Genomic DNA, 22712 nt, shown 5'->3' on the forward strand with positions numbered 1-22712 from the left:
GTTTGATAGAAGTAGAGATCCCAGGTCGAGGCGAACTGCGGCTAGAACACCTAGTCCTCGATTACAACGGTACGATAGCTTCGGGAGGAAAGTTGCTCGAAAGCGTCGTCGAGCCACTGCAAGAGCTTACCGAAATCGTGCACGTTGTCGTCGCATCTGCGGATACTTACGGTACGGTTGAAAACGAACTGAACGGTGCCGAACTGGACATCGAGATTTACAGGGTAAGCGCCGGGAACGAGCGGGAGGATAAAGCCGAACTGATCGAGGAACTGGGACCGGAAGTCTGCGCTGCCGTTGGGAACGGTGCGAACGACGAGTTGATGCTTAAAAGGGCCGCATTGAGCATCTGCGTGATAGGTCCGGAGGGAGCGTGTTCGAAAACCCTGCTGAGTGCAGACGTGGTCGTGCGAGAGCCACGTGAAGCCCTGGAGCTACTCTTAGATCCGAAAGCGCTCAGGGCGACGTTGAGGTGTTAACGTTGCGGGCGCTGCTCAATGGTAAGATCTTGATCGGAGGACGGGTACGAGAGCGCGAGGTGCTGATCGAAAATGGTTGGATAGTTAAGATCGGCAAGAGATTGAACGAAGAGGCCGACCTCACGTTGGAACTAGGAAGAAGGGAGCTAGCTGTTCCAGCACCGATCGACCTGCACGTGCATTGCCGGGACCCGCACCCGGACTATCCGTTTGGGTTCAAAACCGAAACAAGAAGGTTTCTTTTAGGGGGAGTCGCCACCGTAGTAGACATGCCGAACACGCGTCCGGCACCCACTACACCTGAAGCGTACTACGAAAAGGAGAAACTGGCGCGGGAGAACGCCGAGATCGAGGTCATCGTAGCCGGGGGCGTGAAGGACCCACATTGTACCAAGAAACTCATCGAAGCCGGGACGTACGTGCTCGGAGAAGTGTTCCTAGCGACGTCCACTGACGCGCCTGCGATACCGTGGAGCACGCTCCCGGAGATCTTCAAGGAATTACCACCTGATGGCCCTCTAATAATATTCCATCCCGAGCTCGACGAGCTGGTGGCCGAGAAGCCGGCTCGAAACCTCTACGAGCACTTGAAAAATAGGCCACCGGAGGCTGAAACAGCCGCCGTAGGGCTCCTGGCCGGTCTCAAGGCGAGATACCCGTGCCGTATCCACCTGTCTCACGTCACGCTGCCAGAGTCGGTAAAGATCGCAAAAGGAGCGGACATCACCGTAGACGTGACTCCCCATCATCTCTTTTTCGACGTACTGCGAGTGGACCCGGAAGACCCGGTGTTTAAAGTGAACCCTCCACTGAGAGGTAGTCATCACAGACTCAGACTCCTGCGCGCTGTGAGAAGAGGGGACGTGGACGTACTCGCCTCCGATCACGCCCCACACACCTTCGAGGACGAGTTCGAGGGCATCCCATCAGGAGTCACTGGAGGAGAGGTTATCCTGCCAGCGGCTCTCACGTTACATAAACGATTAGGTTTACCACTGAGGGACGCTATAGCCATGATCACGCGCCGACCGGCGGAGCTCCTAGGCCGCGACGACCTGGGTGAGATAGCGGTGGGGAAACGTGCCAGAATAACGGTTGTCCGAATGCGGGAGTTTGTCGTCCGGGCCGAAGAGTTCGGAGAGGAAGATCGGAAATTCCCCTACGACGGTATGCGGATGTTCGGAGAACCCATCAAGTTGATCGACGGAACCAAGGTGTACGACCTCAAGGAATCTCGGCGGGAAGGGAAGCCGGTCATATTGGAGGGTGAGTGAGTTGCCCACGGGTGCCAGGGTACTCGTCGAGTGCTTGAAAGAAGAGGGTGTCGAGCACATTTTCGGGTACCCGGGAGGCGCCGTCCTACCGATTTATGACGAGATCTACGACGAGGTTTCGATCGAACATATCCTAGTACGACACGAGCAGGGAGCGGCTCACGCCGCCGATGGGTACGCGAGAGTGAAAGGGAAACCCGGAGTATGCATGGCGACATCGGGACCAGGGGCGACGAACCTAGTCACAGGTATTGCCACAGCTTACATGGACTCGTCCCCGGTAATAGCCATCACCGGACAGGTTCCCACTACCATGATCGGAAAGGACGCATTCCAGGAGGTCGACGCCGTCGGCGTGTTCATGCCCATCACTAAACACAACTACCAAATAGGGAAACCTGAGGAGATACCGGAAGTCGTGAAGGAAGCGTTCAAGATAGCTATCACCGGTCGGCCGGGACCTGTTCATATCGACGTACCTAAGGACGTGCAGGAAGCGGAAGCGGATATCGAGATACCCAAAACTGTCGAGGTCGAGGGATTGAACGTGGTCAAGCGCGGCCATCCGGTTCAAGTCAAACGGGCAGCGGAGTTACTCGCCGAGGCAGAGCGACCCGTCATCTTGGCAGGTGGTGGGTGTGTAATATCCAACGCCACTCGGGAGCTGATCGAGCTCGCGGAACTGCTCGGTGCCCCGGTGGCTACGACCCTCATGGGGAAGGGAGCGTTTCCAGAGGATCATCCACTAGCACTGGGTATGGCCGGTATGCACGGCACTAAGGCTGCGAACTACGCGCTAACGGAGTGCGACGTACTACTCGCTGTAGGGTGCAGGTTCTCGGATAGGACTACGGGAGATCCTTCCGGATTCGCTCCCGGAGCGAAAATCATCCATATCGACATAGACCCCGCCGAGATCGGCAAGAACATTCCAGTCGACGTGCCCATAGTCGGTGATGCGAAGCTAGTCCTCAGGGACCTGATCAAGGAGTTGAAGCGGCGTAAGTACTTGAGGGAACGTAAGCGCTGGGGGAAGAGAATCGAGGAACTTAAGGCCGAAGTGGAGATGCCTCCGGAACACACGGAGTCCGACCAACGGATCAGCCCACGTGAGCTCGTACGCGCGTTACACGAAGCCCTGAGAGATCGGGATTACATTCTCACGACGGACGTAGGTCAGAACCAGATGTGGATGGCACGATACTTCCCGGTGGAAGAACCGCGCAGGTTCATCTCCTCCGGCGGTTTAGGGACCATGGGATTCGGTCTCCCGGCCGCGCTCGGTGCCAAGGTGGCCGCACCGGAGAAAACCGTGGTCGCCGTGGTAGGAGACGGCGGATTCTTGATGACAGCGCAGGAGTTAGCCACGGCCGTGGACAACGACATCGAGGTGAAAGTCTTCGTAATGGATAACAGACTACTGGGGATGGTAGCACAGTGGCAGAGACTGTTTTATGACGAAAGGTTGTCGGAGTCGAAACTCGATGAGAAAACCGACATAGTGAAACTGACGGGGTCGTACGGAGCGACCGGGATCACCGTGGAGGAGCCGAGCGAGCTGGAGTCCGCAGTGGAGGAAGCTTTCGAGACTCCGGGCACGGTAGTGGTGGATGTGTTTGTGGACCCGAAAGAAATCATCCCTATGGTACCGCCGGGAGGCGAGTTGCGCGACATCTTGGGTGAAAAATAAGGAGGAAGCGTAAAAAAGGATGGAAGGGATCTACTCCTCGACCTCTATCACACGGGGCACCAACATCGCTGTGCACATTTCAGGCATTTCGAGAGTGGTCTGGTCGTCCTCCCAGCGTTCCAACTCCACCCGATCACTTCCGGATAGAGTGTGGAGGACGCGTCCGAAATTCATCGGGTCCTCCCCCACTCGTTTTACCCACGAATGTACGAGGTCGTTAAAATAGAAGGCGTGTCATGACGAGGGTGTGGAGTTCCTAAAGCGCGATCCGTGTTCACGAGATGGGCACAGCGTTGTTCGATCTACTTCGAAAAAGTTAAAAGGCGCGTAGCGGACGAGGATCGAGGGGGTCCGAATATGGACTTCGAGGAGTACCTCGAGAAGTGGTTCAAGGGAGAAACTACCGAAGTGGGTATCTATATGGCGATGGCTATCGTCGCTAGAGAACAGGGTTATCCCGAAGTAGGTGACTTGCTGGAGCAAATCGCCATGGACGAAGCCAGACATGCGGCCGCAGCGGCACTGATAGCAGGTAAAGTAGAGAACAGTCTAAAGGGACTGATCGAGAAGATGGAGGAGATGATTGAAGGTGAGAAAAACGCCTACGAGACCAGGATGGACGAGGCCGACCACCACTCCGATGAGCTGGACGACGAGGTTATCACCCTGCTGAAGGCCACAGCATACGACGAGAGGCACCACAGGAAGATGCTCAAAGCGGCCCTAGAAAAGCTGAATGAGTAATCCCAAGCACCTTTCTTCGTCGCCCTCGCTCAATCGTTATGACATCCGAAACGAGGGAGTGGACCTTTGAGGTACGTCGACGCGCACGTACACCTCGACGTTAGGAGTTACGAAAACATCGAGAAGATGGCTTTATCTGGAGTCCGAACTGTCATCACGTGCTCTCACGATCCCTACCCTGACATGACGGCCGAAGTGTACTCCGCCCTCTTTCGGAGGCTACTCAAAGTGGAAACGTGGAGAGGCAGAAAGGCAGGGCTAACGGTCAGAGTGGCAGTGGGAGTACATCCGGGAGGAGTACCGGATAACGTGAGTGACGTGCTACGGGAAATCGAAGATCTCCTAAGTTATGATGACGTCGTAGCGATCGGAGAGACAGGTCTCAACGAAAATCCGGACGATAGAGATCCGAGCCTTAAAGGTCCAGCTGGAGTTAGCCCGAGAATACGAGGTACCCATCATTGTCCACACGCCGAGCAAGAACAAGGTTGGAATCACCGAGAAGGTGTTGGATATCTTGAATTCCTCGGGTATAGATCCATCACTGGTGTTAGTGGACCACGCCTCGGCGGAGGACCGTCCAGCTAATCGGTGAGGAAGGGTACGCGGTTGGGCTGACACTCCGACCGGGAGAGCTCGACGTGTGGGAAGCGTGTGATATCGTAGAGGAGTACGCCGACGAGGTGACGCTCATCGCGAGCAGTGACCTGGGATCACTAGCCGCCGATCCACTCGCTCTCCCCAAGCTAGCCCTCGAACTGGAACGCCGGAACGTCGAGAAAGGCGTTATCCGGGACGTTACAGCCCGGAACGCCAAGAGGTTTTACGGGCTCTAACCCCTAGCCCTAGAGCACGAGGTTTCAGGCAGCTCCGGTTCCTTCCTTTATCGATCACGCGGGCGGGTGATCAAGCCTGTCAGAGCAACCCCACATTGAAGACGAATCCTACAGCGATTCCTAAGGATCACTTCCTCATCACGAGACCGATTAAGACCTGAGGACGAACCCTCGTTCTAGTCGTCCTTGATGACGTTTCACGAGGGGCCGTGAGGACCGATTGCGCTTCGCCGCGCTCTACTCACATCCGTTCGGTAAGAGGATGATAGCCAATCTACTGAACGAACCCGGTCACTGCAGAGCTTGCGGGCCTGCATGCGACGGATGCAAGTACGACATGTACTCCCTCGTCGACTCCCTTGTCACCGTTGAGAGGATACCTAAACCGGAGGAGTTACCATCGTTCATCGACGAGCCAAAGAACTACCTCCCAGAAATACCACCAGTAGATGTTCTTGTGGTGATCGGATTGCACCCAGACCTCCTTGTAGCGTTACCCAGAGTGTACAAAATCAAGGCACTGATAGTACCCGTCGAGGAACCCGATTGGATCGACCCGTGGATCGAGGAGAAACTACGAGAGGTGTGCGAAGGAGACGGCGTGGAGCTCACCGTGGCGAGGCCAGGGTGCGACCTGGAACCGTCGGGTCCCGTAACCGAGGCGTTCTGCGACGCGGGCATGATCGGGAAGCCTAAGCTGTTTATGAAGGTCGAGGACGGCGTCGTGACCGACGTCAACGTAGTACGATCGGCGCCATGCGGTTGCACGTGGTTCGTGGCCAAACGACTGGTCGGTGTGGACGCTGATCCCGAAGAGGTGAAGGCTACAGTTTCCGAGACGCACCACTCGTACCCCTGCACGGCTTCGATGGAGGTCGACAAGCACGTCGGGGACACCCTGCTCCACGTAGCGGGACGGTTGCACATCAAGGCGGCTCTCCGAGCGCTCGAAGAAGCGATAGATACCGACACCTGATAGGCATCTCACTCCTCTCCTGGTACTCTCTCCAAAACTTCCCGGAACAGTCTCCACTTATCCTCGTATAGATTGTACTCCCTGCGTACGTCGTCCTCGACGTCTTCGACTCTGTAACCCACGGGATAGTACGTCGAAACAAGCTCTCCGTTTCGGCGCTTTGGTCTCAGTTCTATTTCACCCAGACGGAGCAGATCGAAGACAGCTTCCTTCACATCGACGGAGAAGTAGGGTGCCTTGAGCAGTATGCAGTGACCGTATTCAGTTCCCGTCAGTGGTCTTCCGGTCTCACGCTCGAAAGCTTTGTCCAGTAAATACACCGCACGGAACAGGGAGCGCTTGTCTAGACCGGGCCGGAACGCGACGATGTACTTCACCAGAGGCCGCAGGTTAGCGTCCGTCGGTTTGACCTTGTGACACCTGCATCGGGCATGCAATCGAGGCTCCCCCTCGTATCGGTGTGTTCGGAAGTACTCAAACGTTTGATGAAAATCGAAACTAATATAAGTCGAGCTACCCTCATAACGGTCGAATAATGTCGAACATTCCAACAGTACCGAACAGGGGAGATCCCCGTGGAAGAGAAGAAACCTTCGTGTCCGTACACTGATGAAGTCGTATGCGAACTGGTCGAGCACGCGAAGGAGCTGAATGAGGAGATACCGAGTGTAGAGACCCCACATATCCGATGGCCAGTTCAGTTCCCGAAATGCCCGTATGGCAAGCAGGGCGTTTGGTGTAACATCTGCTCGAACGGCCCGTGCCGGATCACGGAGAAGACGCCACGAGGTGTCTGCGGAGCGACGGCGGACGTGATCGTAGCACGGAACTTCTTGCGTCACGTCGCCGCCGGAGCCGCCTGCTACTTACACTGCCTGGAAAACGCCGCCAGGGCCTTAAAGTCCGTAGCGGACGAGGAATCCCCTTACGAGATCGCGGACGAGAAGGCGCTGAGGCACGCTGCCGAAGTTTACGGTCTAGATGCATCAGGTAAACCGGAAGACGTGGCCGAAGAGATCGCGGAGTTCATCCTCGAGGACATTTACAGGCCGAGATACGAGGAATCGGAAGTGTTCAAGGCGGTTGTGCCGGATTGGCGTATCGAGATGTATGAAGAAATGGGTCTAATTCCGGGCGGAGCTAAGTCGGAGGTACACGACGCACTCGTCAAGACAAGTACGAACCTCAACTCAGATCCCTTAGACATGCTCCTCCACGTGCTGCGGCTGGGACTGATCACCGGACCTGTTTCGCTCTTCGGAGTGGAGACGATCAACGATATCCTCTTCGGTAGCCCGAGGATCACGCAAACGGAGGGTGGTCCCGGAATATTGGATCCGGACTATGTCAACATCATGACCACCGGTCACCAGATGTCTCTCATGAAATACCTAACGGACGCCGCCGAGAGGCTGGAAGAAGAGGCCAAGGCGGCAGGCGCTAAAGGCATCAGGATCATCGGTGCGACGTGCGTCGGTGACGATTTCGAGGCACGTGCCGACCACCTACCGGACACGTACGCGGGTTTCGCGGGCAACAATTTCGCTACGGAGGCACTCGCAGCGACGGGTCTCGTGGACGCGATCGTGAGCGAGTTTAACTGCACGTTCCCAGGTCTGAAGTTCTACGGTGAAAAGCTGGACGTTGAGCTGATCGCAGTCGACGACGTGGCTAAGGTGTGGGGAGCAAAGCTGATCTTATGGGACCCGGAGCGTGCCGAAGAGGTCGCGGAGGAGGCCGTCCGGAGAGCTATAGAGGCGTTCAAGGAGCGGAGGTCGAAGCACGAAGATAAGATCCTAGAGCCGGAGCATAAGCACGAGAACGTGGTCGGGTTCGGATACTTCTCGATCGAGGAGGCGGTAGGTTGGGAGAACGTTCTCAAGCTGATCGAAGAGGGCACCATCCGCGGAGTGTGCGCCATCGTGGGTTGTACGAACCTCTCCAGCGGCGGCCACAACGTGCCGGCGGTCGAACTCGCAAAGGAGATGATCAAGCGCGACGTGCTCGTGCTCGGTGCAGGTTGTGTGAACGGAGCGTTCGCCAATGCTGGAATGTTCAACCCTAAGGCAGCCGAGCTGGCCGGTGATAACCTCAGGAAGGTGTGCGAGGAGTTGAATATTCCACCGGTACTGCATTACGGCCCGTGTTTAGCGATCGGTAAAGTCGAGCATCTCGTTTTCGAGATCGCAGAGATACTTCGAGAGAAAACAGGTGAGGAAATCGACATACCGGACGTACCCGCCGTTGCGAGTGCGCCGCAGTGGCTCGAGGAGCAAGCCCTAGCGGACGCGTCCTCGGCCCTAGCTCTAGGTATCACGCTGCACGTGAGCCCAGTGCCGCCAGTGACCGGTAGCGAACTGGTTACGAAGACGTTGCTGGAAGACCTACCGGACCTCACCGGCGGCGAGCTGATTGTAGAGACGGACATGAGACGGGCCGGAAAGACCCTAGCCGATAAGATCGAAGAAAAGCGGAAACGGCTCGGTATCTAGTTCCAACCCACACTTCCGGGATGGTGATGGTCATGGAGATCGAGGCGATCCGTATCGCAACGGGAGCTCCTGGCGATCTGTATATGGTGGCAGAAATCGCGGAGGGCGAGGTTGTAAACGCCGAAGTGTGCTCTAGTACGACACCAGTCTCCTGGGAGACGCTCGTCCTCGAGAAGCCCGTGGAGTTCGCCGTGGTAGCAGCCGAACGAGTATGCGCCAGCTGTGACGCGAGTCTAGGGCTCGCCGTAGCCGAGGCGGCCGAGGCGGCTCTTGACGTCGAGATCCAGGACGAAGCAGAGCGAGCGCGTGAGATTCTGAACATGGCTAACATCGTCAGGGCACACGCCACCGTGCTGGCGAGGACCGACTTCATCAACGTGAAGAAGCCAGCATACGACCTGGTAAAGGCAGCGAAAGACATCATGCATGCCGTCGGAGGAAAGCCAGATCACCCACCGGCCGTGACCGTAGGAGGTATGAACATCGAAAGGCTACCCGTAAACAGGATTGAATCCGTAGCCAAAGATGCCGCCGATGTAGCAGACAGGCTCGAAGACGAGGTCGGATTCGAGGTAGATCGGGCGGAGGAAGGTATCAATGTGGAGACTGAAGAGGTACCGACGGGACTGAAGGTTTCGGATACATACAAGGGCGACATAGATCCAGACAAGGTCGAGGTTCTAATGCCGGACGAGTTCTACCGGATGAGAACCACCCTGAAGATAGCGAACAACGTCGTCGCCAGGTATGACGGGGAACCCGTCCTCGTCGGTCCTTACGCCCGAGTAAGGAGAGTGGAGAACCCGCTAGACCTCTACACCGTCAGGGCCGAGGAAATAGCGAGGATGCTCGACGGTATCGCAAACGCCACATCCGGGCTAGACCCGACCGGGAACTTCCGAACGGACGTCGAGCTCGGCTCGGGAGTGGGTACGGCGGCCGTGGAGGCACCAGAAGGTACTCTGATCGTCTCGCTGGAACTACGGGCGGGGCGCGTGGATAAAGCCCTGATGCTAACACCATGCAACTTCAAGGTTGCGGCGGTCGTGGAGATGGTACGCGGCCTGACGGTTGACGGGGCTGAAACCGTTCTGCGCGCGGTCGGCCTCTCCGGTAGATGTCTTACTCACTAGGGGGAGCTCGAAGTGAAGGTGGCTGTTCTGTCCCTTATGGCTTGTGGTGCATGCGCCAGGAACCTGGAGGAGTGTTGCTACGAAGATGGTCATGAGATAGTCTGGTCGAGCCTAGATGGCGACGAAGGAGAACCGGACGCCGACGTTCTGTTCGTAGAAGGCTCGGTGGACTTTGCCGACGCCGAGACCCTGGAGAAGTTAGAGGAGGCGGCTTCAGCCGCCAGCACTGTGGTATCACTGGGCTCCTGTGCTGCCACCGGAGGTTTCGAGCGACACGTTATAGGCATGCGCGATCCCGACAGACACCACTTTACGGTCTTCCCAGCCGCCAAATTCATCGACACGGACTATGCTATCAACGGCTGCCCACCCACTACTGACGTGATCGCATCCTTCCTCAGAGCGCTAGAGGAGGGGAACGAGGATGAACTCCGGCCGTACGAAGTCCTGTCCGGGGATTTCCACGAGCTTACACCGGAGTCATCCCAAGTAACCGGTCCGACGATACCGGTCGAGGACGTGCTCCTGACGTCGAACAAGGACTTGTGCTTAGGCTGTGACTTAGACGTGATTGAGAGAGATCTCTTCTGCGTTGGCTGCGGAACGTGCGCCGCCTCCTGTCCGGCGTGGGCCATCGAGATGGACGAGAAACCAGTGATCCAACAAGAGAGATGCATTCGGTGCGGAACTTGCTTCGTGAGTTGTCCTAGATCGTTCGAGATCCCCAATGGGAGGTGATCTATGTTGCGCAAACTGATCCGAAAAATGGTGAATAAAAACAAAGATGAACCCACAAAGAACGACCCCCTGGACTCCGAGATCGTAGGTAAGTACCGTGAAATCTACTTAACCAGAGCAACGGACGAACTCATTCGCGAGCGCGGACAGGACGGAGGTACCACTACTGCGCTGCTAGCCCACGCGTTGGAGAAGGGTACGGTGGAAGCCGTAGTCACTTCGACTACCACAACAGAAGCTTGGAAGCCCGAGCCCGTGATCGTCACCGATCCAGACGAACTAATCGAGACAGCCGGATCGAAGTACTCAATCTCTCCAAACGTTAGCGTCCTCGACAGGGCCATAGCTTCGTATGACTCAGTAGCCCTCGTAGGGACGCCGTGTCAAATTACCGCAGTGAAGAAGTCGGAGGTGTACCCTTACGGAATGACCAGCGTGATGGATAGGGTGGAACTGACAGTCGGTATCTTCTGCACCGAGAACTTCCAGTACGAGAACCTACTGAAGTTACTTGAAGATATAGAAGTAAGCATCGAGAACGTCGAGCGTATGGACATCAGTCGTGGTAAATTCGTAGTAAAAACCGAGGACGGTGATGAACGGTCGGTACCGGTTTCCGAGCTAGGCGATTACGCCAATGAAGCGTGTAACTACTGCACGGATTTAACGGCTGAGGACGCAGACGTCAGCGTGGGATCCGTAGGCGCGCCAGACGGGTGGAATATCGTCCTGATTCGAACGAAGAGAGGCGAGAAGGTGTTCCGATCCGCCGTAGACGACAACGTCCTAGAAGTCAAGGGTATCGGAGAAGGGGATCCGAACCTGCTCGAGAGACTGGCCAGGGACAAGAAGAGGCGCATTCATACCTCAGTGTGTGCCACTTGGAGGCCCTACCACCCAAACATTCCATTATAATTCTTTACTCAGGGGTCAGAGCTGTGATAGGACCGCGGGACTTCCTGAGGTACTTCCTCTTCTCTTACATAGTCACCTCTGCACAGCTGCTTGGAGATAAAGCTCCAACTCTGCGGCGAATGGTATGCAAAAACGCGGTAAAGGCGTTACTGCGCGAGCATCCGGAGCTGAAAGACGTTGAGCCTGTAGAGCTTGTCAAAACTGTGGCAGAGAGCCTTCTAGGGGCAGACGTCAGGGTAGATGAGAAGTCGGAAGAAGCAGTCGTACATGTGAGAGGGTGTGAGATCTGCCCTCGCGATCTGATCGAAGAGTTCGTAGGCGAAAACCCCAGCTTAGAAGGTCACATCTTCAGCTACAACGTGTGCGCGTTTGCGACTATGGCTGAGGAGGTTCTGCACGCTCTGGATTATGATTTCATCATCGAACACGAACCGATCAAACGCGGGCACTGCCGCGTAATCGTCAAGTCTAGGGATACTGAGAATTGATCTCCAGTTGACGTCCCTACGTCTCCTCAAAGTGACCTGGGAGGTAGGTGTTATCGGCACGTGAACACGTCAGATACGGGTTACTGAGGCATCGGCCCGCGCGCTACCCTCGATCGACTCCTAGGGAAACGGTACGATTTTTTCCGTCCGTCTAAAGAACGTTCGAAGTTCCTTCCCCGCTCGATGGGGAAGTCTTGAGCTCGTCGTCAGACCTCCGCCGTCTTCGTCGTGCTAAAGACTTCTCAGGACTCGGGAGTCATCCTGGCGGGGCTAGGGACAGTAACTACTGTGACATGGTTTCGGTTACATTGAAAATCGAAGTCGAACGGATCACTCGGAAAACCACGGGCGATGATCCGACTTGTACTGGGAGCTTGAATCCTGCTAGGCAGTACCGATCGGTGGGCGGTTGTTTAACCTTGGATAAAGAAGATTAGGATAACGACGCGTTGAGGACGGGTATCTGTTAACCTGATGAGACGAGTCTGGGACCCGGTTTGGGCAGGGGGCACCCGAGCTGACGGCGCGGCTCGACGGTCGGAACCTTCAAGGGGGTCCGAGCTATGAAGTTGATGATTAACGTGCCGAAGGAGATCGCAAAGGCTTTGGACAGCAAAACGCGGCGTGAGATTCTGAAACTGCTGGAAGAACGCGGATCGATGACTATATCGGATATCGCCAAAGAACTGAACATGTCCAAATCGACTGTTCATCACCATTTGCAGGAACTCCGAAAGGTCGGTCTCGTGGACGTCATTAAGGAGGACCGCGAAACTCCACTCCCGAAGCGTTACTACGGGCTAGTGAGGAGACCCGTCCGAGTGTCGGAACCGAAGCTCGAAGACGCGTCCAAATACGTCATGAAAGTCCTAGAACGTGGGGAAGATCTGGGAACGTCGATGGCACTAGTGATCGCGGCCGCATATCGCGCGGTGTTGGAATCGCTGGGTATTGACGCTTCGGAGGTCCTGTACGAGCTCGGAAAGGAGGTCGGTAAGCGACTAGCGGAACTGGAACCTGGGGAGGACGTGCTACGGAAGGGCTTAGAGATCATAGCAGAGTCAGTGGAATTCCGTCAGGAGGACGACCGTGTGGTGGTCGAGATTGAAGGATGTCGAGAGTGTTCCGACCTACCCTACGGCCCCGCATGTCATCTGGAAGCGGGAATAATAGCTGGTGTTCTGTCGAGTTTGAGGGAACTAACTTACGAAGTCCGAGAGATAGAGTGCTGCGGAGAGGGCGCTCATAAATGCGTGTTCGTGGCGGAGCCAGCTACTGGCGAAGAACACCCCAGGTCCTAGTGACTTTGGACACTCCCTCTACCCAGGCGACCAAGGCTAGTGTTGCAGCTATCTCCTCGTTGGTGACTTCAGCTACGTTCTTCGCTGTCTCGGCAATGAGGTTTACTCTACGCTCGTCTCCGGCAGCCGCCGCCAAAGCTAGTGCGATAAGGTGTTTCGTCTTGTTGTCCAACGGAGATTCATTCCACACTATTCTATGAAGCTCCTCAACGACCTCCGCGTACTCGTCTCCTAGCATCTCTTCGGCGTACTTCACGGCTATCAAACCTTTTTCCTCCTCCCTCTCGGCCGGTTCGCCGGGCTTCCTAGACAACGGCAGCCCCCCGCACGCCATAGTTGGGGAGAAGTTAAACGGGGAGCGTGTTCTATCAAAGTCGAAAATCTTTAATTTCTCCAGATGCCCAAAGCCCGCGCACCGAATCCTGTAATGCCCTAGCTATTGGACGGTATGGCAACTCGACATGGGGTGTTGAACGTTTCCGGGAAGTGAGTGGACGTCCCCCCTCATGTGGGGTCCGATGATGCTATCAGACTGTTCCTGAGGTCCGACCGGGGTAGGCTAGGTGAGACTGCTGTTCATTCACGCGGACGAGATGTCGTTCGAGGCGAGGCAGAAGACTAAGATCGCCGAAGAAGAGCCGCCTATCAAGGAGGCGGAAGTTGAGGACTGTATGGTTGTTTTCGCAGCGGTCCAGGAGGCTGATGAAGAGAATCCAGAGGCTATCGCCGAAGCGGCCGTAGAGGAGATCGAAGACGTCGCTGGTAAATTGAAGGTCGATAGGATAGTCTTGTACCCGTACGCTCATTTAGCCGACGATCTCGCTTCTCCGGACGTTGCCGTCGAGGTTCTGAAGAGGATGGAGGGCCTCCTGAAGGAGCGCGGATATGAAGTCGTGAGAGCCCCATTCGGATGGTACAAGGCGTTCCGGTTGGCGTGCAAGGGACACCCACTTTCTGAGCTCTCCAGGACGGTAACACCAGAGGTCGCAGAGGAAGTCGAGGAGGGGAAGATCGAGTCCGAGTTCTTGATGTATATGGACGGGGAACTGATACCGGTAGAAGAAGTGGATCTCTCGGAACTTCCCGAGGACTTCAGGCACCTGGTGGTGAACGAGCTAGGCGAAGAGCGTGAAGTGAGCGACAGGGAACCCGCACACGTGAAGCTGATACGGGAGAAGGGAATCTGCGACCACGAGCCGGCAGCGGACGTTGGACACGTGCGTTGGTACCCGAAGGGTCATGTGGTCAGGAGATGCCTGGCGGAGTACGTGGAGAACCTCATCGCCGATCTAGGAGCGGCAGTCGTCGAGACACCCGTGATGTACGATCTGAGCGAGGACGCTATCCGAGAGCACGCCGACAAATTCGGGGAACGACAGTATCGGATGAGGGTCGGAAACCGGGCATTGATGCTGAGGTACGCGGCCTGCTTCGGAGCCTTCAGGCTACTGGCGGACACCACGCTCAGCCGGCGTCATCTACCCCTGAAGATCTACGAGCTATCACAAAGCTTCAGGTTGGAGCAGAGTGGCGAGGTGGTCGGGCTGAAGCGGTTACGGGCGTTCACTATGCCCGATCTCCATACTGTTTGCGCTGACATGGATGAGGCCGTAGAAGAGTTCCTCGAACAAGCGGAATTATGCTTGGAGGTAGGACTGGATCTCGGGCTGGAGTACGAAGTGGTGTTCAGGACCACGGAGAAGTTCCTGGAGGAGAGGAAGGAAGTCTTGGAGAAACTGTCCGAGGCCGTGGAAAAGGCGTACGGTGACGCGAAGCCCATACTAGTGGAGGTACTGCCAGAACGTAAACACTACTGGGAATGTAAGGTGGATTTCGCGTTCATTGATAGCCTCGGCAGACCCATCGAGAACCCGACTGTACAAATCGACGTCGAGAGTGGGAGGCGCTTCGGAGTCACGTACGCGGATGAGTCGGGTGATGAACGTCATCCAGTGATATTACACTGCTCACCGACTGGGAGCCTTGAACGCGTAATATGCGCGATCCTCGAGAACCAGTACAAGCGGTTCAAGCAGGAGGGTAAGCTGCCGACTCTACCGACGTGGCTGTCACCGATACAGGTGCGTGTGATCCCAGTCTCGAAGAAAGTGCTAGAGGAAGCGGAAAAAGTCTTCGAAGCGCTGAAAAATGAGGGGTTCCGGGTCGACCTAGATGATCGCGATGAGCCGGTGGGACGTAAGATCCGGGACGCGGGTGAAGAGTGGATACCGTACGTCGTCGTTATCGGTGAGGAGGAAGTGAAGAAAGGCACGCTCTCGGTGACGATACGAGAGGAATCCACGCTGAAAGAACAGCGGCGTGAGGAGATGACGTTAGATGAGCTCGTGGAGCGGTTGAAGCGCGAAACGGCCGGTAAACCGAGGGTCCCACTGGCGATGCCGGACCGCCTCAGCCGGCGTCCGCGGTTCGGCAGGTAACTCACGTCTCCCTCTCCATCGCCACAACACCCGTCCTGGCGATTTCGACGATGTTGCCGATATCCTTCATAAGCTCGAGGAGAGACTCAACACTCCGCGGCTCCCCCACGATCTCTACTGTGATGGTCTCACGACCCACATCGACTACTTCGGCGCCCGCGGCTCGAGCCAACTCGGCGGCCCTCGCACGGTCCTTCGTTCTGATCTTGACCAATGCTAACTGCCGCTCCACAGTGCGTTCTGGGTCCAACTCCGAGACCTTGATAACGTCGACGAGCTTGTTGAGCTGCTTCACTACTTGTTCGATCGTTTGGTCGTCCCCTTTCACCGTGAGCGTCATTCTGGCCAACCCTTCCCGCTCTGATGGGCCCTCGGCGATAGAGTCGATGTTGAACCCGCGTCTCCTGAAAAGTCCAGACACACGTTGCATGACACCGGGCCGGTCCTTCACGAGCACCGAGAGTACGCGACGCTTGGACAACCTCAAGTCCCCCAATTAATTAGCAGGTGTGTGCTTATTTCTCGGACAGTTCCCATCCAAGGATAGGGATGATGGAGGCCCTCCCTAGCCGAGGAACCGATGAGGATCCAGCCCTTTCGCCGACCCCGACAGTGAAATGTTATCCGGAGGAGCGGGGGGACTCGATTGAAGAAACCCGTCGACGCTCATTGTCATCTTTGCTTCGAACACTTCAAAGGCGAGGAAGACGAAGTGGTGGAACGGTCACGGAAGAAGGTGTTACGTGTGTACGATTGCGGGGCTACTCCTGGAACCGCACGGCGGACCCTAGAGTTAGCGGAAAGATTCGAGGGGTTCGTGTTCCCCACGATCGGACTCCATCCTCCACGAGCGCCGAGGATGCAGCAAAGCGTCATCGATGACGTGGTCCGAATTATCCGTGAGCATACCGATAGGATTGCGGCAATCGGAGAGATAGGTCTTGACTATTACTACGTGAAGGAACCAGGAGAGCGCAGGAAGATGCGAGAGATCTTCGAGAGGTTTCTGAAGCTCGCGGAAGAGCTCGACAAGCCGGTAGTGATCCACGCCAGGGATGCGGAGGAGCACGCCCTCGAGGTCCTGGAGGGCTACGACGTAGTTGCCATGTTCCACTGCTACGACGGGTCGGCCGAGCTCGCTCGGCGTATCGCGGACGCCGGCCACTACGTTTCACTGTCGACGATTCACGTCATTCGTGGATCGAAGGATGAGAGAACGCGGGAATTGCTGGAGACGGTACCGTTAGGAGCGGCGCTTACGGAGACGGACAGTCCGTACCTGTCACCGGTGCGGGGAGAACGCAACGAGCCTCGAAACGTGTGGAGGATAATAGAGCTGCTTGCGCGAGTGAAAGGAGTTCCCGTCGACGAGGTAGTTGAGACCACAACTCGTAACGCGTTGGAGTTCTACGACCTATGAGGAGAAAATTTTAAATACAACTCACCCAGTGCGTAGCCGTGGCGGCGGCCACAGCGGCCGGGGCCACACCCGGGCCACATCTCGAACCCGGAAGTTAAGCCCGGCCGCGTCCCGGGTGGTACTGCGCTCCGAGAGGGCGCGGGAAGCCCGGGATGCCGCCGCCGCTGCCCAAATTGTTATGAATCTTAAAACGATGGGGGCGAGCCGTTGAAGAAGACGAATCTGGCCGCGCTAGTCTCTGCCGTAGCGCTCCTCGGCGCGTTGGTGTTAGCCTTCGCCGGCGGTCCTAGGTGGCCCGTCGGGGTGTTAGCCCTGATAGTAGGTGGGTTAGACGTAGTAATCTCGTTCAGACGAGGTGGAGACAGAGTTCTCGGTCTGATGGGGTTCTTACTACTGATGATAGGCATGGCCGTACTAACGGGCAGGGTGAAATAGCTTGAAGTTATGCCTGGTGGCGTTTGACGGAAAGATCCCATTACTCAGCAGTATCGTCGGCAGGTTCGAGGAACACGTATCGGAATACCTGGACGAGGTAGAGGTGGAAAGGAAACGAGAGAAACTACCCGAACATGCGTACTCAGAAGTGAGGGACCAGTACCTAGCAAGTGCTCTCCTCGATATCTTACGCAACGTGAAAGGGGAGTACGACCGTGTCCTAGGATTGACCTCGGAGGATCTCTACGCTCCGGGGCTCAACTTCGTCTTCGGTCAGGCCCGATGCCCAGGTAGAGAGGCAGTAGTCTCAGTGGCCCGACTGCTGGATCCGAATCCGGACTTATACCTGGAACGTGTCGTAAAGGAGCTTACACACGAGCTCGGACATACCTTCGGGTTAGGCCACTGCTCGGACCGTAACTGCGTGATGAGCTTCTCTAGTTCATTACTAGAGGTAGACCGCAAATCACCGAACTTCTGTCGAAAATGTGCCGGGTTGCTTCGAGGAAACTTGAAGCGTGGAGGTTGAGCGGGGCACGTAATAGTGACCACCGAGTACGTAGACAAAGTGGGACGTAAGGTAGTAGTTCGGAGGGCTAAGAGGTCTGACATCCCGGAAGTGGTGGAGATAGAAGAGCGTGCGTTCCCGAAATCACCGTATCCGACGTACGTCTTCCTTTATAACTTGAGTAACAATCCGGAAGGATTCTTGGTGGCTGAGGTTGAGGGTAAGGTGGTGGGGTACGTCATCTTCGAGCTCCGACCGTGGCTCGGTGAGGGCCACATAGTCTCGATCGCCGTGCATCCTAACTACCGGCGTACCGGGATCGGTACTATTCTCATGAGAGAGGCAGAGTACAAGATAGTAGAAGCCGGGTACAAAACCGTCCGGCTGGAAGTCAGAGAGTCAAACTTCCCGGCCAGACGTTTCTACGAACGACTGGGTTACAGGGAGGAACGTAGGGAACGCGGTTACTACTCCGACGGAGAGACTGCCGTTATCATGGTAAAGAAGCTGAACACCGTCCGGTATCATCGGCGATGACGTCATAACGGCTCTCGTGGGAGCGGGAATTGTGTGGAGTTTTCGGCGAGGTTAAAACGTTTTAAACATTGTAACGATAGCCGTGTGGCCCCGCCGGGATTTGAACCCGGGCTACGGGCTCCGCAGGCCCGCGTCCTATCCAGGCTAGACTGCGGGGCCCGCCTCCAAGGCGGGGGATCCCGTCCAGTTTAAAAAACCTTATGGTGCGGAGCGATCCCGACCGGTGAACGCTAAAGTCCCCCCATACGGTCGATACCTTCACCGGCTTGTGGGGGGAATTTCTCGGTTGTGGTGGCGCGAACACGTGAAAGAAATACAGAGAAAAGCCGAAACGGGCGAGTATGCTGTCCGTGGGTTCGGGACGAGCCGTAAAGTGCCACACTTCGACGATTTAGTCATCCTCCCAGCACAAGTTTCGCGACCTCCGATCGACAAGTATCGTGAGCCATGCAATACCAAAACGGTTCTCGGCGACCGGTTCGCGGAGAAACCATTGAAGTTGGATATCCCGGTGCTGGTTGGTGCCATGTCTTTCGGGGCTCTCAGCAAAGAGGCAAAAGTCGCGATCGCTCGTGGAACGGCTATGGTCGGAACTGCCACGAACACTGGTGAAGGAGGTATGTTACCAGAGGAGCGAGAAGAAGCGAAGTGGCTCATCGCCCAATACGCTTCAGGGCGATTCGGAGTCTCAGCGGAGTACTTGAACGCTGCCGACGCTATCGAGATCAAGATCGGACAGGGCGCCAAGCCCGGCATGGGAGGTCATCTCATGGGAGAGAAGGTGACGAAGGAAATCGCGGAGATAAGGGGCATCCCAGAGGGTTCGGACGCGCTGTCACCGGCCCGTCATATGGACATAGTCGGACCCGAAGACCTGAAGATGAAGATCGAGCAGCTTCGAGAGATTACGGATTGGGAGATCCCTATCATCGTTAAGTACAGCCCGGGCCGAGTCAAAGAGGACGTGAAGATCGCGGCCAAGGCCGGGGCTGATATCATAGCGATCGACGGAATGCAAGGAGGTACCGGCGCGTCACCGGAGATCGCGACCGAAAACGCTGGAATACCCACCATCGCCGCGCTAGTCCAGGCTGTGGAGGCCCTGAACGAGATCGGGATGCGGGACGAAGTCGACATAATCATCTCTGGCGGCATCCGCGACGGTGCGGACGTCGCCAAGGCGTTGGCTTTGGGCGCCGACGCCGTCTACGTCTGTACTTCGGTCCTGATCGCCATGGGATGTACGGCGTGCGCTCAGTGCCACTCTGGAAGGTGCCCAGTGGGTATCTGCACTCAGGATCCGGAACTCCGCAAGAAGCTCGATGTCGACGAAGTGGCGGAACGTGTGGCCAACTACCTTAAGGTGGTGACCGAGGAGTGCAAGATACTGGCACAGTTAGCCGGTAAGACGGACGTACACAACCTCGAAAAAGAGGATCTTAGAGCACTCTCGGAGGACGTAGCCCGTATTACCGGCGTGAAGATGGCGGGCTCCGACGTCGAGCTAGCATAGGGGCCTCTCCCCGTTTGATCCTTATAGTCGACAACCACGGCCAATACGTGCACCTGATCCGCAAGAACTTCGACTACATGGGTGTTCCCGCCGAGATCATCCCTAATACCACTGACCCAGAAGACGTCCGCGAACGTGCCAGCGGTGTGGTGATCAGCGGAGGACCATCCCGTGAGCTGGCGGGTAACTCCCAAGAGATTATCGAGGAACTGGCAGGAGAAGTACCTATACTGGGAATCTGCTTGGGGCACCAGCTCATGGCCGAGGTTTTCGGAGGGAAGGTGGATTGGGCTGCGGGTCGTGAGGAATACGCCAGAACGGAAGTAGAGATACTGGACCACGAAGGCATCTTCGAAGGCTTACCGGATAAAATCGTGGCTTGGGCTTCGCACCGAGACGAGGTGAAGGAGGTCCCCGACGAGTTCGTCGTGACAGCCCGTTCCGACAGATGCGACGTAGAGGCGATGCGCCACGAGGAGGTACCTTTATATGGCGTCCAGTTCCACCCAGAGCTGAAGTTCACCGAGTACGGAATGGATATACTGAAGAACTTCGCGGAAATCTGTTCACGAGGATGACAAGGGGGAGCGCAACACGCTCCAAGAATTAGTATTGTGGTCGTCCGTGCTCGCGTTCGCTACCGCACTCTGTTGGATAGGTTCGGAATTGTTGGTTTCGAGCCTTATAACGATCGGAGAAACCAGCGGTATCCCAGAAAGTGTACTAGGAGTACTGGTCTCGGCTCCTGGCACCTCGCTCCCGGAATTCGGATCCTCACTTGTAGCTACTCTCGCAGAACACAAACCTGACGTAGGCGTCGGATGTGTTGTGGGTTCAAACGTATATAACTTATGTGGGATTTTAGGGATAGCGACTTTAGTAACGGTCATGAAGACTAAGACTCCGATTGAAGTTTCTAGATATCCAGTAATCGACGCGGTAGTATCAGCAGGAGTTATAGCGATGCTCATTGCAATGACTATTGACGGCATGATAACTAAATGGGATGGCGTATTGTTCTTCGTTATTTATTGCATATACGCATATGCTCTTATAAAGCATGGCAAAACGCACGGGGAGGAGAATAAGGAAGCAGAAAGGAAAGAAAGGTACGAACAGCACACAAAAGACGCAGGCGTATCTGTAGTAATGAGCCTGGACTCTCGTAGTAAGTTTAAAGTGGTGACAAAACTTGTAGTGGGAATAGGGTTGTTCGCAATCTCTGTGAGATTGCTTGTAAAAGCAACTATAAAGCTTTCCATAATTCTTGGATACCCATCGGCTCTCTTAGGTTACACCATATTGGCTATCGCTACCTCACTTCCGGAAACATTTACCACGATTAGCGCCGCTGTTAAGGGTCACGGCGACCTAGCTGTAACCAACATATTGGGGAGCAATAACTTCAATATACTCATGGGAATCGGTATTCCGTCCCTATTCGGTGGTGTTGCCACCACCCTGGCTGATAGACGTCTAACAGTCATCCTTCTGACCGCCACTTTAGCAGCACTCCCCTTCATCTACCGAAGACGAATCGGTATACTTTTCTCACTAACTATGTTCGCCTTTTATAGTCTGTTCATCTACTACACTGTTGCATTGATTACTCATTAATGTCAGTTAAAAGGGTGATAAATTGGAAATGGTAGGTGATAACTTGACTGAGCCTACGTATCATGACCATAAGAAACATTCACCTGAAACCCTCCGTCTCGCTATTATGACGGTTAGTAACAGTAAGTTCGACCAAGCTGCTCGCAATAGACATCCAGATGACCCTTCAGGAGACATCCTGCAACAAAAGCTTGAGGAGACTGATTGTAAAGTCGTCTACCGTACCTTACTTCCGGATCAATCGGACGTGATCGTCGGTATGGTGAAGTGGTTTGTTGATCGCGTTCATGCTATTGTCATAGTGGGAGGCACTGGCATAACGCCAACTGACACTACTATTGAAGCTTTAAAGCGTATCGCTGATAAGCAAGTTCCGGGATTCGGTGAGCTATTTCGTCGTCGATCCGAGAAGGAAATAGGAGTCCACGCCGCCCTAACTCGTGCCACGATGTACATAGTCGACAAGACTCCAGTCGCTTGTCTGCCAGGGTCACCGCATGCCGCAGAGCTCGGTGCCGAGATACTCGTTGAACTCTTACCACATGCTGTCGTTCATAGCCGCGGCGACGCCTAGGAGAACTCCTTCTATTTGATGATCTTCTCCACTACCCTAACGTTCTCGATGCGAGTGTGTGGGTATTGCCCCTCCCTATCCTTCTCAGCGTATTTAACCATGTCCCAGAGCGTGACTAATCCGACCACTAACCCTGTTAGGGCGTCCATCTCGACACCTGTCTTCCCTTCGGACTTGACCCGTACCGACATCTTCACGCCGTCTTCAAGGACCTCGACGTCGACATCGACTCCAGTGATCTTGACGGGATGGCAGTGGGGGACCAGCTCCGGCGTCTTCTTCACGGCGAGTATGGCAGCTATCTTGGCAACCTCGATGGGGTCACCCTTACCCTGTGGATGAGATTCGCCCGACTTCACCGCGTTCACGCCATCCTCGGTTAGTCTGAGGAACCCACTGGCCTCGGCAATGCGGATCTCTTCCTTCTTCCCGGTGACGTCCACCATCGACATCAGTTTACCCCCAGCGGTCACTCCTAAAGGGGCTCATCACCCAAAGGGATCGGTACTGCGGGACCCGTTCATCCCACCACACATATTGTTACGAAATCCATAACAATATGAGGAAGGGCGGGAGATCATCGCCCCCTCGCAAGCCCGCCCTC

General features: G+C 55.7%; 27 protein-coding genes, 1 tRNA gene and 1 rRNA gene. 23 read left to right on the forward strand and 6 right to left on the reverse strand.

The genetic code is table 11. The features are described from left to right. Window positions 1-2 precede the first annotated feature (2 nt). The 3 genes from BW921_RS04330 to BW921_RS04340 are packed head-to-tail and all read left to right on the forward strand — an operon-like array spanning window position 3 to window position 3443. The gene (locus tag BW921_RS04330) at window positions 3-479 is read left to right on the forward strand and encodes an HAD family hydrolase (RefSeq protein WP_148688715.1); all 477 of its coding nucleotides are present in this window, start codon (window positions 3-5) and stop codon (window positions 477-479) included. A 2-nt stretch (window positions 480-481) separates the two neighbouring features. Beyond that, window positions 482-1753, forward strand: coding sequence for an amidohydrolase family protein (locus BW921_RS04335; protein ID WP_168168742.1), 1272 nt, complete (start codon window positions 482-484; stop codon window positions 1751-1753). Next, window positions 1746-3443 carry an acetolactate synthase large subunit gene (locus BW921_RS04340; protein WP_148688717.1) on the forward strand — a complete coding sequence of 566 codons (1698 nt, stop codon included), beginning with the start codon at window positions 1746-1748 and terminating at the stop codon, window positions 3441-3443. The genes BW921_RS04335 and BW921_RS04340 overlap by 8 nt, the downstream gene beginning before the upstream one ends. Window positions 3444-3473: 30 nt before the next feature. Here BW921_RS04340 and BW921_RS07775 read toward each other — a convergent pair whose 3' ends face one another. Continuing rightward, window positions 3474-3617, reverse strand: coding sequence for a hypothetical protein (locus BW921_RS07775; RefSeq protein WP_157665975.1), 144 nt, complete (start codon window positions 3615-3617; stop codon window positions 3474-3476). 183 nt (window positions 3618-3800) lie between these two features. On the opposite strand from BW921_RS07775, the gene BW921_RS04345 reads away from it, so the two are divergent. The 4 genes from BW921_RS04345 (at window position 3801) to BW921_RS04360 (ending at window position 5999) form a co-directional block, all read left to right on the forward strand. Continuing rightward, a complete protein-coding gene (locus BW921_RS04345) occupies window positions 3801-4187 on the forward strand; it encodes a ferritin family protein (RefSeq protein ID WP_148688718.1) in 387 nt (128 codons plus the stop codon). Window positions 4188-4253: 66 nt separating this feature from the next. Then, entirely contained in the window at window positions 4254-4775 is a 522-nt protein-coding gene (locus tag BW921_RS04350; RefSeq protein ID WP_148688719.1) for a TatD family hydrolase, read from the forward strand. 53 nt (window positions 4776-4828) lie between these two features. Beyond that, entirely contained in the window at window positions 4829-5023 is a 195-nt protein-coding gene (locus BW921_RS04355; RefSeq protein ID WP_148688720.1) for a hypothetical protein, read from the forward strand. 220 nt (window positions 5024-5243) lie between these two features. After that, window positions 5244-5999, forward strand: coding sequence for a DUF166 domain-containing protein (locus BW921_RS04360; protein ID WP_148688721.1), 756 nt, complete (start codon window positions 5244-5246; stop codon window positions 5997-5999). Between the two features lie 8 nt (window positions 6000-6007). Here BW921_RS04360 and BW921_RS04365 read toward each other — a convergent pair whose 3' ends face one another. After that, window positions 6008-6436 (reverse strand): hypothetical protein, encoded by a 429-nt coding sequence (locus BW921_RS04365; protein WP_148688722.1) that lies wholly within the window; start codon window positions 6434-6436, stop codon window positions 6008-6010. A gap of 138 nt (window positions 6437-6574) precedes the next feature. Between BW921_RS04365 and cooS the strand changes: the two genes are divergently transcribed. The 6 genes from cooS (at window position 6575) to BW921_RS04395 (ending at window position 13066) form a co-directional block, all read left to right on the forward strand. Beyond that, on the forward strand, window positions 6575-8491 hold the full coding sequence (gene cooS / locus BW921_RS04370; RefSeq protein WP_148688723.1) for an anaerobic carbon-monoxide dehydrogenase catalytic subunit: 1917 nt from the start codon (window positions 6575-6577) through the stop codon (window positions 8489-8491). Between the two features lie 26 nt (window positions 8492-8517). Beyond that, on the forward strand, window positions 8518-9624 hold the full coding sequence (locus BW921_RS04375; protein WP_168168743.1) for a Ni/Fe hydrogenase subunit alpha: 1107 nt from the start codon (window positions 8518-8520) through the stop codon (window positions 9622-9624). Between the two features lie 12 nt (window positions 9625-9636). Beyond that, entirely contained in the window at window positions 9637-10362 is a 726-nt protein-coding gene (locus BW921_RS04380; protein WP_148688725.1) for a 4Fe-4S dicluster domain-containing protein, read from the forward strand. Window positions 10363-10365: 3 nt separating this feature from the next. Further along, window positions 10366-11277, forward strand: a complete 912-nt coding sequence (locus BW921_RS04385) for a Coenzyme F420 hydrogenase/dehydrogenase, beta subunit C-terminal domain (RefSeq protein ID WP_148688726.1) — start codon at window positions 10366-10368, stop codon at window positions 11275-11277. A 23-nt stretch (window positions 11278-11300) separates the two neighbouring features. Then, on the forward strand, window positions 11301-11765 hold the full coding sequence (locus BW921_RS04390; RefSeq protein WP_148688727.1) for a hypothetical protein: 465 nt from the start codon (window positions 11301-11303) through the stop codon (window positions 11763-11765). 563 nt (window positions 11766-12328) lie between these two features. Next, on the forward strand, window positions 12329-13066 hold the full coding sequence (locus BW921_RS04395; protein WP_148688728.1) for an ArsR family transcriptional regulator: 738 nt from the start codon (window positions 12329-12331) through the stop codon (window positions 13064-13066). Here BW921_RS04395 and BW921_RS04400 read toward each other — a convergent pair. Further along, on the reverse strand, window positions 13038-13379 hold the full coding sequence (locus tag BW921_RS04400; protein WP_168168744.1) for a carboxymuconolactone decarboxylase family protein: 342 nt from the start codon (window positions 13377-13379) through the stop codon (window positions 13038-13040). The genes BW921_RS04395 and BW921_RS04400 overlap by 29 nt on opposite strands. A gap of 250 nt (window positions 13380-13629) precedes the next feature. Between BW921_RS04400 and BW921_RS04405 the strand changes: the two genes are divergently transcribed. Further along, window positions 13630-15504: a threonine--tRNA ligase gene (locus BW921_RS04405; protein ID WP_148688730.1), complete on the forward strand. Its 1875-nt coding sequence runs from the start codon at window positions 13630-13632 to the stop codon at window positions 15502-15504. 1 nt (window position 15505) lies between these two features. Here BW921_RS04405 and ilvN read toward each other — a convergent pair whose 3' ends face one another. Continuing rightward, window positions 15506-15985 carry an acetolactate synthase small subunit gene (gene ilvN, locus BW921_RS04410; RefSeq protein WP_232452914.1) on the reverse strand — a complete coding sequence of 160 codons (480 nt, stop codon included), beginning with the start codon at window positions 15983-15985 and terminating at the stop codon, window positions 15506-15508. Window positions 15986-16150: 165 nt separating this feature from the next. Here ilvN and BW921_RS04415 point away from each other — a divergent pair, with 165 nt between their 5' ends. The 5 genes from BW921_RS04415 (at window position 16151) to rimI (ending at window position 18404) form a co-directional block, all read left to right on the forward strand. Further along, complete coding sequence (locus BW921_RS04415; protein ID WP_168168745.1) at window positions 16151-16924, forward strand: TatD family hydrolase; 774 nt, start codon at window positions 16151-16153, stop codon at window positions 16922-16924. 40 nt (window positions 16925-16964) lie between these two features. Then, window positions 16965-17088: ribosomal RNA gene (rrf, locus tag BW921_RS04420) — 5S ribosomal RNA — on the forward strand. Between the two features lie 43 nt (window positions 17089-17131). Beyond that, window positions 17132-17359 carry a hypothetical protein gene (locus BW921_RS04425; protein WP_148688732.1) on the forward strand — a complete coding sequence of 76 codons (228 nt, stop codon included), beginning with the start codon at window positions 17132-17134 and terminating at the stop codon, window positions 17357-17359. Window position 17360: 1 nt separating this feature from the next. After that, a complete protein-coding gene (gene amzA, locus BW921_RS04430) occupies window positions 17361-17888 on the forward strand; it encodes an archaemetzincin AmzA (protein ID WP_148688733.1) in 528 nt (175 codons plus the stop codon). Window positions 17889-17903: 15 nt separating this feature from the next. Beyond that, a complete protein-coding gene (rimI, locus tag BW921_RS04435; protein ID WP_210400432.1) occupies window positions 17904-18404 on the forward strand; it encodes a ribosomal protein S18-alanine N-acetyltransferase in 501 nt (166 codons plus the stop codon). A gap of 85 nt (window positions 18405-18489) precedes the next feature. Here rimI and BW921_RS04440 read toward each other — a convergent pair. Further along, window positions 18490-18563: transfer RNA gene (locus BW921_RS04440), tRNA-Arg, on the reverse strand. A 109-nt stretch (window positions 18564-18672) separates the two neighbouring features. Between BW921_RS04440 and BW921_RS04445 the strand changes: the two genes are divergently transcribed. From BW921_RS04445 to BW921_RS04460, 4 genes are read left to right on the forward strand one after another with little or no spacing between them, the layout of a single operon-like run. After that, a complete protein-coding gene (locus BW921_RS04445) occupies window positions 18673-19917 on the forward strand; it encodes an FMN-binding glutamate synthase family protein (RefSeq protein WP_168168873.1) in 1245 nt (414 codons plus the stop codon). A 14-nt stretch (window positions 19918-19931) separates the two neighbouring features. Further along, window positions 19932-20495: a GMP synthase subunit A gene (locus tag BW921_RS04450; protein WP_148688736.1), complete on the forward strand. Its 564-nt coding sequence runs from the start codon at window positions 19932-19934 to the stop codon at window positions 20493-20495. A 46-nt stretch (window positions 20496-20541) separates the two neighbouring features. Continuing rightward, window positions 20542-21534 carry a calcium/sodium antiporter gene (locus tag BW921_RS04455; protein WP_168168746.1) on the forward strand — a complete coding sequence of 331 codons (993 nt, stop codon included), beginning with the start codon at window positions 20542-20544 and terminating at the stop codon, window positions 21532-21534. Window positions 21535-21562: 28 nt separating this feature from the next. Continuing rightward, window positions 21563-22108: a molybdenum cofactor biosynthesis protein B gene (locus BW921_RS04460; protein WP_148689312.1), complete on the forward strand. Its 546-nt coding sequence runs from the start codon at window positions 21563-21565 to the stop codon at window positions 22106-22108. A gap of 11 nt (window positions 22109-22119) precedes the next feature. Here BW921_RS04460 and moaC read toward each other — a convergent pair whose 3' ends face one another. Beyond that, window positions 22120-22560, reverse strand: a complete 441-nt coding sequence (moaC, locus tag BW921_RS04465) for a cyclic pyranopterin monophosphate synthase MoaC (protein ID WP_236953719.1) — start codon at window positions 22558-22560, stop codon at window positions 22120-22122. Window positions 22561-22712 lie beyond the last annotated feature (152 nt).

Source organism: Methanopyrus sp. SNP6, assembly GCF_002201895.1.
Taxonomy (GTDB): Archaea; JAADCQ01; Methanopyri; order Methanopyrales; family Methanopyraceae; genus Methanopyrus.